The following is an 11,897-nucleotide window of genomic DNA, read 5'->3' as shown; positions in this document are numbered from 1 at the left end:
ATCCTTATTTCTGATGTCTACAAAACGTCTATGTTCATGAAAATCGAAGAAATTCAAAGAAAAAACGAGAAAATCGTTATTTTATAGAGGGAGTGGTGAAAAATGATTAAAATTTTAACAGCGTGTGGGGCTGGTATTAATTCAAGCCACCAAATCAAAACAGCGATTGAAGAAGAAATGAGAAATAGAGGATATGATGTAGCGGTGGATGCTGTCGTAATTAAAGACATAACAGAAGAGATGTTGAAGGAATATGACATTTTTGCTCCAATTGCCAAACCGGACTTTGGATTTGAAATTAATATTCCTATTGTGGAAGCCGGTCCTATATTGTATCGTATTCCATCTATGTCAGAACCTGTGTTTGACGAAATGGAGCAGATTATTAAAAGCATCAATAAATAATTAAAACAACAAAAGAGGAGGAAGTTTTGATGGATGTGATCATAGATTTCGCCAATAAGATTTTTAAACCACTCATTGACTTAGGGGCTCCTCCGATGATGTTTATTATACTAGCTTTCCTTGCTATGCTCATGCGTGTAAAGCCAAGTAAAGCTATAGAAGGTGGATTGAAATTAGCGATTGCTTTAACAGGAATGGGTGCAATTATTGGAATTCTAACAGGTTCTTTTGCACCCGCATTACAAGACTTTGTAAAATCGACCGGTATTCAATTATCCATCACTGATGTGGGATGGGCACCTTTAGCGACTATCACTTGGGGCTCTCCGTTTACACTATATTTTTTGCTACTTTTAGTTATTTTAAATATCGTGATGTTAATTTTTAAAAAGACCAATACATTGGATGTAGATATCTTTAATGTTTGGCATCTTGCGATTGTAGGTTTGATTGTTTTGTATTATTCAAATAATAACTTGTTGCTCGCTACACTATTAGTGCTATTAATTGGTGTAATGAAGTTTATAAATGCAGATTTAATGAAACCGACCTTTAATGATATGTTAAAAATGCCTAGCACTAATCCGACAACAACGACCCATATGAACTTTATGCTAAACCCTTTAATTATGGTATTTGACAAAATAATTGACAAATTCTTTCCTTTTATTGATAAATATGATTTTGATGCAACCACTTTAAACAAAAAAATTGGATTTTGGGGAAGCAAATTTGCAATAGGTGTTTATTTGGGTGCGTTCGTTGGGTTGTTAGGACAGCAATCAGTGAAAGAAATTTTTACATTAGCCTTTACAGGCGGAATGTGTTTAGAGCTGTTTTCTGTCATTGGTACATGGTTTATCGGAGCAGTAGAACCTTTATCAAAAGGAATTACTGACTTTATGAGCAAAAGATTAAAAGGAAGAACATTTAATATTGGTATCGATTGGCCATTTGTAGCGGCACGTGCAGAAATGTGGGCTGTTGCCAATATATTAGCTCCAATCATGCTTATTATAGCTTTAGTATTACCAGGGAATAAAATACTTCCCCTAGGAGGAATTATTGCCATTGGGTTAACGCCGGCATTGTTGATTGTTACTCGAGGCAGAGTTTTGCGCATGGTGATTATAGGCACATTCATGTTACCAGTGTTTTTATGGTCTGGAACTATCATTGCTCCGTTTGTAACAAAAACAGCTAAATCTGTCGGTGCGTTTCCAAAGGGCATTTCCGATTCGGTTTTAATCACTCATTCTACACTTGAAGGACCAGTTGAAAAATTTTTAGCAGTCACTGTCGGTAGATTGGGATCGGAATTTAATATACAAAATCTCTTTTTAGTAATTGTTTTTCTAGCTATCTATATTTTATTATTTGCTTGGTATGTAAAACAAATGAAAAAAAGAAATGAAGAATACAAAAATGCAGTGCAAAACAAATCCAGTGAAAAACAGGTAGTTTGAGAGAAAACAAGTCACTGATAGTTTTAATTATAAGGGACATCAGACAAAAAATCAATTCATGCGGTGAGACATCTTTTGGTCATGCTGTTCAGTGAAGTTATATAACATTCGTTTGGTATTGTTTGTGATCAATGAAAATCAGTAAGTAAGCCATTAACTGACCAAAGTGTTTCTATAGAATTTAGAAACATTAGGATGCTTTGAAATGAGAAAGTCAAAAAAATTAGGGAGAATTTTTAAAAGAGCACCTAAAAAATATCGTTATCCTTTCGGAATTTCTGTATAGGTTATAAGAAAGCGCTTAAGCCGTTTTGTATCCGTTGAACTGAACTCCTCCCACTTTCACTTTATTTGGAAAGTGGGAGGATGCTTATCTTCTTTAGTGTTTTTCAGCGATGCGTAAAATTGATAACCATTGTTTTTGAACATTTAAAGAGAATTATTTTATTAACCCGTGGTGCTAGATAAAAGACCACTAGGCATAAAAAATGGCCCTTGCATGAAAAATCCCTTTAAAATGAAAGTGCCAACCTACATTTCAAAGGAGAATCCTCATGCAAGAGCACTTTCATTTTACAACAAACCAAGCGAAAATTCAAAAACAATATGCTGCCATTTTGTCGATTGTAATCACACAGTTGTCCTATATCGAAGCTCATTTGGAGAGACGTAATCGCCACTTGTTGAAGCAAAACGACGAAGTGATCATAGCGGTTCATATACTTGGAAAGTTGTTTGGCTTCATGTCAGAACGAGCGTGGCATCGCTTTGTCGTTGGAAACTTATTCACGGAAGAGTCATTCCCTGAGCGTTCTCGATACAACCGTCGTTGCCGTTTATTACGTTGGGCGATTAAATGGATCCGACATCAACTTAAACATGGGCAGCATCACGCGTATGCCGTCGTGGACAGTTTGCCAATTGAGTTGTGTCACTCTGCACGTATTTCACGAGTCAAACGATTGAGAGAGGTGGCAGATACCGGATATTGTGCTTCCAAGAAGGCGTTCTTCTATGGGGTTAAGTTACACATTCAGATCACCGATCAGTCGCTTCCAATGGGATACGTAGTCGCAGCTGCTTCATATCACGATCGAACCGTCGCAGAAGAAGTCATGACTCAACTGCCGCATCCATATACACTGGGAGACAAAGGATATGTCAGTCAACTATTGCAAGAGAAACTTCATCGTCAATATGGGATTGCTTTTTGGACACCGTCTCGCAAAAATCAACGTGTTTCTCACGCGAAAGAATGGACAGAATGGATGCGTCGAAAACGTAAAATCGTTGAAACTACCTTTTCTGTACTTGTGGACTCGTTTCACATCACATCGATTCGTGCAAACAGCGTAGAAGGTTTTGAAACGGCATTAGATGGCATTCTACTGGCTTATACGCTTGTTGTCCTTGGGCTAGTTTAAAGTTCAACTAGCACCATGGGTATAATAAATGAACTTGTTAAAATCCGATAACCGTCTAATCTTTAAAAGTATTTAAAGGGGGATATCCTTGGATACATTCGGAATTTTAGGTTTCGTTTTTGGAATTTTTGCTTTTACTACTACACTAAGTTCAAAGAAAAAAATTGAAGAATTAGAACAAAGAATTAGTCAATTAGAAAATAAAAAATAGGGTACAGAAAATTAAAGAACAATGATTGTAAAAAATAGTATTTATTGTGCTAACAGGTGGTTTAGTTTAACATGTTCACCGAGAAGTCACCCACCTCTAAACAACGTGTAGGTGGGAGAGGTTCATTAGGTAACAGTAACTTTATAAAGCTTGAGGATGAATTTTCCTCAAGCTTTTTTTTTGGGAGATTTACTATGTGATTTTTGCTGTGAATTAGTGTGTGATTGATGCTGTTATTTAAGATTTTTTCCACAAAAACGAAACAAACTATTTGCATCATGAGAGAATTTTTATTTTTTATCGATAGATAAAATACTTCTCAGCTCGTCCCGTTGTTTTTATGTCTTTTTTGTGAATTGGAAAAAAACGTTTTTTACATTTTTTCAATATCATATTTACATTTGTTCATTAGGTTGGTATAGTGGTCGTGTGAGTGAAAGGGCTTAACGAGAAGCAAAGATTTAAAACTTAAAGGTGAGGAGGATATGGTTGTGAGAAACGAGATGCGTTTCTCACGGCAATCTTTATGGGTGACGTCGGTTTACTTCTTTCAGGAGCTACATTGTTTTTAAACAGTTTAATGTTGTTTGGAAAAGCGAATGAAAAAAGCGTGGGAGTCTTCAATTTGTTTGTAGGGGCTTTTCAAGTCATTGCGCCATTTTATTTAATTGCTGTTTCTGATCAAAATCATTGGACCATTTTTAATCTCGCTTGCATCTTTTTATTTGGCTTTACCTATTTATATGTAGGGGTTACTACGCTAAAAGGCCTTGAAGGAAGCGGATTGGGATGGTACTCTCTCTGGGTGTCCATCATCGCGATCGTCTATGCAGCTGTATCTGTCATGCATTTTCATGACATCATCAGCGCTTTAATATGGGTCATGTGGGCTTATTTATGGTTTTTATTCTTTTTATCTATGGCTCTTAATAAGAAAATGGATGCCTATATAGGAAAAGTGGCCTTTGTGCAATCATGGGTTACTCTCACCATTCCGGCACTCCTATCTCTAACAGGCGTGTGGAAAACAGATTTCGTTTCACATGTATGGTTCTATGTATTGATCTTATCTATTGTTTATTTCTGTATTTGCACCATTAGATTAAAATTTTCATTTAATAGCAAAGGGAAAAACGTGGATGTACAGGTAAATTCCTAAATGATTCGTGTCAAATCGTTTTGAGAGAAAATGAAGGGGCTGATTCAAAACATCGCTTTTGAGCGTTGTTTTGAATCAGCCCTTTTTATTATAAAACACTCGTATAGAGCATATACAGGGGACGGAACGGTTGGAAGGACAATGGAGTTAGGTATTTTCTTAATGGCAGGTAAGAAACCAAAAATAAATTATATTGTTATAATATGTTTTTTTTCAAGCATGAAAAAAGTAATATCTTCTTCAAATCTTAGACAAAATAATAGTTCTGTTTGGTACCGTCAAGAATTTTGTGTAATGCAAGATGGATAGGGTATCTCTGAAATGGATTTGGAATGGATAGGGAACCGATTTCCTCCCCACAGGAGACTGAATATTCAGTCTCCTGTGGGGAAAGGGAGAATCCCCTTATTTTGTTTATTTTCATTTACAATATATGGTTAATTGTAACGTTCTTCAAACATTCGCTGGAGGACTTCCTGCGCTTCGGCAAATCCTCGCAACTTTCGCCCCGCCCATTTCTCATTAAAGTCTTGGATCGTCAAATACACGACTTTTTCCGCGGCTTCTAAACTGCTCAAACTGTTCATCGGTTTTAGACGTTTCCGAATCTCCTTGATCGTTCGTTCGATGGCATTCGTCGTGTAAATTACACTTCGAATACTGTTTGGATAATTCATAAAGGTGAGGAGGACATCCAACTCATTGGCCCAAGATTGCACTTCTCTTGGGTACTTGCTTGACCATTTCGACTCAAACTGTTGAAACATCTGTAACGCCAACTCCTTATTCGGTGCACGATAAATCAGTTTGAGATCCTCTGCCACTTCAAATTGATCTTTTTTCCGAACACGACTGAGTGTGTTACGGGCTTTGTGAACGACACAGCGCTGCACATCGGCTTTCGGATAAACCGTCTTAAAGGCTTCCTCTAAACCCGGTAGTCCATCGAATACGCCTAGAAGTACTTCCTTGACGCCTCTTTTGTAGAGGTTTTGAAGAATTTCTTGCCATACATAAGCACTTTCTTGTCCTCCCACAAAGAAATCAAGAATTTCGCGATATCCTTCTTCGTTCACCCCTAACACCACATAAATGACTTCTTTCTCAACGGTTTCGCGACGAAGTTTTACGTATAAACCATCCAAATATAAGACGGAATGACGCTTGTGTAGAGGACGAGTGTGCCATTTTTCGATGTCTTCCTTCACGACATCGGTAATATGACTGATTGTCGTTGGAGAATAGGCATTTCCTAAAATTCGTTCAATAAACTTGCTAATTTCCCGCGTACTCATGCCACTTTGATACATTTTGATGACGGCTTCCTCGAGCCAGCCCGTGTGGCGTTGGTAAGGGGTAAACAGTTGCGTTTGAAATTCTCCGTTTCGGTCTCTTGGGACCAAAAGACCTTCAATCCGGCCATATTGCGTATCTAGATTTCGTTGATAGTAGCCGTTTCTCATATTCGATGTTCCGGCTTGTTCTATTTCGAGGAAATTTTTATTTCTTCCCGCATGATCAGTTCTAATTTTTCCTTTACAAACTGACGAATAACACTTTCCAGTTGATGAGCCCAGTCTACATTCGGTATACTTTTAGACATAGGTAGGGTACTCCTTTCTCTGGAATGTGTTTTGGTTCAAATCAGAGAATACCCTACCTTTTTTCTTTTGGTCTAGTAAAATGCTTTACACAAAATTTTATACATCATCCTTCTTTATTTTTAGGATTGGTAGATAATTCTACCTGTCCCTGATATTTGACGGATTTTTTCACTTTCATATTTCATATATGAGATCTCGAAGTGCAAATTTCCTTAAGTAGGTAAATAATGCTCAATGAACAGTAGCATCATTGCGATTCACAGTTATAGAAACATGGTGTAAAAAGATTATTTTGGTAGTTTTACGAAAATAAACTTTAAATTTATAAGCTTTGAACCAGTTGTATCAATTGGATATCCCCTAATTATAAAGACTCTTTTGCAGAATCGCGCTGTCGATTATACGATAACTTTTAGATAATGTACACCTTATTTGGATTCTAAAAAAGCAAAATCCCTTCTCCTGAGCCATGTATCGACACGTGAAAAATGGACAGATGTGGGACTTTATTTAATTTACAAATACGTCTCAAATAGTAAAATGAGTTAATATTTAATACCTTTCCCATATCACTTGTGCCAATACCATATCATTTGTTTTAGTAACATTAACCCAAAAAACGTCTCGATTATAATTTATCTTGAATGTATTCATAACATTTTCTGATAATTTTACTAAATAATTATTTTGATAATTAATAACCTCTATATCCCTCCAAGTTATATTATTTCTAAATCCTGTACCAAGTGCTTTTACTACCGCTTCTTTAATACTCCAAATTATCGCATATTTATCAGGTTCTCCTTTACACCATTGTAGCTCACTATGCGTAAATACTTTTCTAGATACTTTGTTATCATGCCATCTTTCTAACTCGGTGATATCTATGCCAATTCCCATTATCATATCTTTGTTCTCCTTTTATTTTTTGAATTAAACCTTACTTAAAATTATGTATAAACATACATAAGTTTTGATATTTATACAAAAATTATACATTTAGTTACTTTCTCTAGAAATATAGCGATATGTTTTAAAAAATATATAAAATAGATTATTTAATTTCATTTTGTTTGATAGATGGTGTTGTAAAACTAGAGTAAAAACTCAAAATTGTGCACAAGAATGCGTAGTTTTACATATAGTAAATGTGCAGTAATAAAAAAGTTGTTTAAATAATAAAAAAGTCATTTAAAAAATAATAAAATTTAACTTTCCTATTAAACTATCCCGAAAATACTATTCGTCATTAGTACATTTTTGGAAATACGAAACTAGACCTAGTAAAATCCTTTTTTTAAAAGGACCTAGGCTTTAACTTTATCTATTTTTTTCGCATTTCATTACGATACCGCTTCGACCGTTACTTTACAACCAAGTAGCTCTAGTCGTTTAATGGATTGTTTGATCACCATTTATTTCGTCGTTCAAAGTAATCTGCCATATGGTTGCCTTCTGTTTAAAAGATGATACACAATGGTTAAAATGGTATGTCTAACCGCTACTGCTGCACGTAACTTTGTATTACCTTTTCTCGTTTTTCCGGACTTCTTTTTTCATCCTTCTTTTTTCCAGTACTTTCGTTATTATATGGAACCATTCCAGCCCAAGCATACATGATGGGCTTTAATTTTGTTTACACAAAACTACGAACCGTGTTTACCTGTTGGTTTGTAAAATCAAAGTTAAAAAAGTGTAAGGTAGGGCACTCTTTTCGTATTTTTTCTAAGATTAGAGAATGCCTTACCTTTCCTTTTGTTTTAAGCAAATGCTTTACATAAAATTTTATACACCCTCTCTACTCTTAATAGAAATTAATGTAATCACGATTATATAAGTTATCAAATAAAACACTAAATAAAATATTAATCCAAATACTTGACTAAAACCATCAATTGCGATTTTAAAGAACCAAAGTGTTGAAAAAATAATAAACAAAGTTAGATGTAATAGCCCAATCTCTAATATTTTCCGTCTTTTTTTGTCTATCTTTTTTAATCTTATTGAAATAAAAAGTACAACACTAACTATTGATATGAAAATTGAAGAAAGAAAAAAAATTGTATCAAACATTAAACACGCCTCCTTGAAAATGTCTCAAAAAATATATTAACAAAAAATGGTTAATATGTTATATTATTTTATGAAAAAATACATAAATTAGAAAAGGAGGTAAAAATATGAGTATAAAGAAATTATTGGTTATATCTGGGGTTATCGGTACAACATTAATTTCTTCAACGGTCTTAGCATCGAATTATAGTTTTACTATTACTGAAAAATCAAATTTACCAGATAAGCAGATAATAAAAGAGCTTAAACATTATAAGAAGTTGGAATCTTTAAATTCTATTGAGTCGGAGGTCGAAAGAAAAAAATCTATTGCAAATTACCTGAATGGCTTGAGTGAGAAAGAACTTCTCGAAACGGCTGCGGAAATGGTAAATGCAGATGAAGAATTTGAAGTAGATGGAAGAATACTCGTTCCTTATATTAAGGAAAAATGGAAAGATGGTATTCCAAATGATACGCTTGAAATATTAAAAGATAAAGAATACCATCCTAAGTTTAGAATGTTCGTTTTGGACGGTATGACCCACCAAAAAATTAAGGACAAAACATTGAAAAATGATGAGTTTATATCAACGCTAAAGGGAATTATTAAGGACAAAAAAGAAAATGAGTTTCTCAGGGCCTATGCACTAAAAAAACTACAAGATAACGATAACCTCAACCATGAAGAGTTTAATCTTGCGGCATTAGTTTTTGATGAAACGGAGCCTGGCGAGGTAAGAGGTTCCGCAATTACAGCTATGCGAAGAACTAAGGATCCAAACTTTAAGAATACAATTCATAGAATCCTAAAAAATAAAGAAATTAAGGATAAGGAAGTAATTCGTTATGCGGTTGTATCAGCAGCGAAAGCAGATTTGCTAGGTGAATATTTAGATGAAGTTAACGAACTAGCTGTTAATTCTGATTCAGCAGATTTCACTAATACAATCATTTATGCATTAGGACTGTTAGGGAACCAAGAAGCTGTTAAATCAATCGTTAACCTAAACTATTCCGAGGAAAATAAGGATATTATGAGATTTAGTTTGAGAAAAAATGAACAGACTATTTTAACAATGATTGATAAAAAATTTCCTTCAGAAACTATTGAGGCTGGAATTAAAGCAGCGATTTACGGAAACATAACAACTGCACTTCCAAAAATTAAAGACATTCAAGGAAGTCAATTAGATAAAAAATTGATTCAACTTGCTACAGATGCGATTAATCTCATCAATCCTGAAGATACTATCGACCCTGAAGTTCAAAAGAAATGGGAGGGAAGATAAATTGAAGAATATAGGCAGGATTTTAATCTCAGCAGCTCTTTTATTTTCTATTTCTAGTTATGCCTATGCAGCATCTTCCCCTAGTGGAAGTGCTACATATAGAGAAGGCGGTACATTAAATACTCATGATCACGCTGGTATTATGAAAAATAGTTCAACTGTTTATGAAATTAAAGGTTATAATTATAAAGTAGATGAATCTTCATTGACTTCTTTTAAAGACGGTAAAACATATTACGGTACGTTTAAGACGTCAAGTTTAACTAGTACACAACGTGACTCTATTTTGAGTACAGCGGAAGCATTAGACAATGATCCTGAAATTACTTATACAATGTATGATCAATTAAATTGGGAGTCCAATGCAGGAGACTATATTTCGGTTTCTGAAATTACAGACATTCGTTGTGATGGGGTAGTAGAATATGCTTATGAGTGGAACAATATATGGGTTTGGGGTAGATCAAGCACCGGGACAGCTAGCGGAAACCCTACTCATCACGATATATCCTATACTGCGTATGCTTCTGAACATGCAAATTTAGGTTCAGATGCACCTTGGATTGAAGTATCTCCAAAAGTTCAACGTGGGGCTGCCCCTTGTGGTTGTGACCCTTATAAGTGGACAACATTGAGAAAGGAATAAACTACGAAGTAATTTGAATAATTGGAGGATTAATACCACCTTCCTTAAGCGGATTAAAACACGGTTTAAGGAAGGTGGTTTTGCTTTAAGCAACTTTGGTATATAAATTTGATGTAAACGATGTTTTAACCTTTAGTTTCCTTAAACAAATCAATCTTCCTGTTTGCAGAAAGCATAATGTTTAGCAACCAAACATGTAGGATAAAACAAATAGAAAATCTATAGTCGATTTAGTCCTTATTTAAGCGATTGAGAAAGAAAACAGGAATCAATGTCCACCCTCACCTTTTACGTCATACACACGCTACGATGTACTACAAATAAACGAAAGACATTAAACAAGTACAAGAACGGTTTAGGACACTCTCAAATTCAAACCACAATGAACTTATATCTCCATCCTTCGGATGAAGAAATTCGTGAGAATTGGGAAAAGGTTCAACATGCGTTTGACATCACTAAAAAATCTTGAAAGGTTTTGAGAGAATGAATATTCAACAACAGCATATCCCTGAATTGGATTTTCATGAACGATTACAGAAAGAGTTATCGACCTATACAGAAAAAATCATTCACGAAGATGGCTTGGTCACAACCAATGTCGTACAGAATCCCTATTTATTGGTCAACGATACATGGAACATGAAGGTAATAGGAGCTATCCCTAACTTCAACAATTATAAGGCTACAAGCAAAAATATTCGATTTGAGTTGAAAAGTCCATCCGTCAACTTGGAGATTAAGTATGTGTGGTACAACAAGTTATTTCGGGATGAATGGACTTTAACAAGTGCTTTTGTAGGTCAAGTAAGGTATCTCAGAAAATTGACAGCCTTCCTAAATGAAAAGTACGCGACCTTATATTCTCTACTTGATTTGGAGATAGATAAAGCAGAACGTGAATGGTTATATTGGTTATCTGGGAATGGGGTTCCACCACAATCCACTCAACAACATAGCCTTTATGGTAATTTGACAAATAAAACACCAGTAGCAAATTTTTTAAGAGTGATTTATTCTTACCTCTTTCAATTAACGGATACTCGTGAGGAATGGGAAAAAGACCGTTGGGATGTACGAATTTTACATAAAAAATACGGGATAGAGTACAACAAAAGTCTCGCTAATTACTATATTGATTTTACTAAAATTGAACAAATTAATATTCGAGAGCAAGTAAAGAAATATCTAAAGCAACGATTACTTAGCAAAAATAACTTCTCTTGGGATACAGCAACGGAATACATGAGGTACTTACTCTCATTCATTGCATTTATTTTCTCAGCAGAACCTGATTGGTATAATTTGAAGCATTTAAAACGTTCGCATATGGAGCAATACATCTAATGGCTACACGAATATGCGAAGAGCTGTTTAAAAAAGAAAAACGCAAATCCTGAAAGATATATTTCTAAGAGTTTTAATACCATACAAAAATTCTTAGAAGATATTCAACTCCATGAATACAATATCGCTCCTGAAACTCATGTGAGGTTGTTAATTTTCCCAGAGGATAAACCGAAACAAAAGAAGAAAGCCATTGATGTAACTGCTAAACTAAAATGGACAGAATCCGACAAATAAAATTGAACACTTATTTACCAATTTTACTCCGAACAGCTATGATAGATGTTGAAT

At 34.8% G+C, this 11,897-nt stretch carries 9 protein-coding genes and 2 pseudogenes; 9 read left to right on the top strand and 2 right to left on the bottom strand.

The genetic code is table 11. The annotated features are described in order from the left end of the window. Nucleotides 1-102 precede the first annotated feature (102 nt). The 5 genes from EDD69_RS15045 (at nucleotide 103) to EDD69_RS15030 (ending at nucleotide 4,665) form a co-directional block, all read left to right on the top strand. The gene (locus tag EDD69_RS15045) at nucleotides 103-405 is read left to right on the top strand and encodes a PTS sugar transporter subunit IIB (RefSeq protein WP_132949708.1); all 303 of its coding nucleotides are present in this window, start codon (nucleotides 103-105) and stop codon (nucleotides 403-405) included. A 29-nt stretch (nucleotides 406-434) separates the two neighbouring features. After that, nucleotides 435-1,871, top strand: a complete 1,437-nt coding sequence (locus EDD69_RS15040; RefSeq protein WP_132949707.1) for a PTS galactitol transporter subunit IIC — start codon at nucleotides 435-437, stop codon at nucleotides 1,869-1,871. 554 nt (nucleotides 1,872-2,425) lie between these two features. Next, entirely contained in the window at nucleotides 2,426-3,295 is an 870-nt protein-coding gene (locus tag EDD69_RS15035; RefSeq protein WP_132949706.1) for an IS982 family transposase, read from the top strand. 88 nt (nucleotides 3,296-3,383) lie between these two features. Next, complete coding sequence (locus EDD69_RS15730; protein ID WP_279388157.1) at nucleotides 3,384-3,506, top strand: hypothetical protein; 123 nt, start codon at nucleotides 3,384-3,386, stop codon at nucleotides 3,504-3,506. Between the two features lie 526 nt (nucleotides 3,507-4,032). Beyond that, entirely contained in the window at nucleotides 4,033-4,665 is a 633-nt protein-coding gene (locus tag EDD69_RS15030; RefSeq protein ID WP_132949705.1) for an AmiS/UreI family transporter, read from the top strand. 437 nt (nucleotides 4,666-5,102) lie between these two features. Here EDD69_RS15030 and EDD69_RS15025 read toward each other — a convergent pair. Continuing rightward, nucleotides 5,103-6,268 (bottom strand): annotated as a pseudogene (locus EDD69_RS15025) (IS256 family transposase). A gap of 553 nt (nucleotides 6,269-6,821) precedes the next feature. Then, nucleotides 6,822-7,175, bottom strand: coding sequence for a holo-ACP synthase (gene acpS, locus EDD69_RS15020; protein ID WP_012573889.1), 354 nt, complete (start codon nucleotides 7,173-7,175; stop codon nucleotides 6,822-6,824). Between the two features lie 1,274 nt (nucleotides 7,176-8,449). On the opposite strand from acpS, the gene EDD69_RS15015 reads away from it, so the two are divergent. The 4 genes and pseudogenes from EDD69_RS15015 (at nucleotide 8,450) to EDD69_RS15000 (ending at nucleotide 11,606) form a co-directional block, all read left to right on the top strand. Beyond that, a complete protein-coding gene (locus EDD69_RS15015; RefSeq protein WP_132949704.1) occupies nucleotides 8,450-9,613 on the top strand; it encodes a HEAT repeat domain-containing protein in 1,164 nt (387 codons plus the stop codon). Between the two features lies 1 nt (nucleotide 9,614). Continuing rightward, the gene (locus EDD69_RS15010; RefSeq protein WP_132949703.1) at nucleotides 9,615-10,259 is read left to right on the top strand and encodes a hypothetical protein; all 645 of its coding nucleotides are present in this window, start codon (nucleotides 9,615-9,617) and stop codon (nucleotides 10,257-10,259) included. 234 nt (nucleotides 10,260-10,493) lie between these two features. Then, nucleotides 10,494-10,731, top strand: a pseudogene (locus EDD69_RS15005) (tyrosine-type recombinase/integrase); the annotation flags it as partial. Between the two features lie 14 nt (nucleotides 10,732-10,745). Beyond that, complete coding sequence (locus EDD69_RS15000; protein WP_243643136.1) at nucleotides 10,746-11,606, top strand: hypothetical protein; 861 nt, start codon at nucleotides 10,746-10,748, stop codon at nucleotides 11,604-11,606. Nucleotides 11,607-11,897 lie beyond the last annotated feature (291 nt).

It is taken from the genome of Thermolongibacillus altinsuensis (assembly GCF_004341205.1).
Taxonomy (GTDB): Bacteria; Bacillota; Bacilli; order Bacillales; family Anoxybacillaceae; genus Thermolongibacillus; species Thermolongibacillus altinsuensis.
The sequence above is the reverse complement of the archived record's forward strand: the minus strand, read 5'-3'. Positions and strand labels throughout refer to the sequence as shown.

What these genes read in the sequence shown, in the direction of transcription:
- EDD69_RS15045 (WP_132949708.1), top strand. Translation starts at nt 103, where the DNA reads ATGATTAAAATTTTAACAGCGTGTGGGGCTGGTATTAATTCAAGCCAC.
- EDD69_RS15040 (WP_132949707.1), top strand. Translation starts at nt 435, where the DNA reads ATGGATGTGATCATAGATTTCGCCAATAAGATTTTTAAACCACTCATT.
- EDD69_RS15035 (WP_132949706.1), top strand. Translation starts at nt 2,426, where the DNA reads ATGCAAGAGCACTTTCATTTTACAACAAACCAAGCGAAAATTCAAAAA.
- EDD69_RS15030 (WP_132949705.1), top strand. Translation starts at nt 4,033, where the DNA reads ATGGGTGACGTCGGTTTACTTCTTTCAGGAGCTACATTGTTTTTAAAC.
- acpS (WP_012573889.1), bottom strand. Translation starts at nt 7,175, where the DNA reads ATGATAATGGGAATTGGCATAGATATCACCGAGTTAGAAAGATGGCAT.
- EDD69_RS15015 (WP_132949704.1), top strand. Translation starts at nt 8,450, where the DNA reads ATGAGTATAAAGAAATTATTGGTTATATCTGGGGTTATCGGTACAACA.
- EDD69_RS15000 (WP_243643136.1), top strand. Translation starts at nt 10,746, where the DNA reads ATGAATATTCAACAACAGCATATCCCTGAATTGGATTTTCATGAACGA.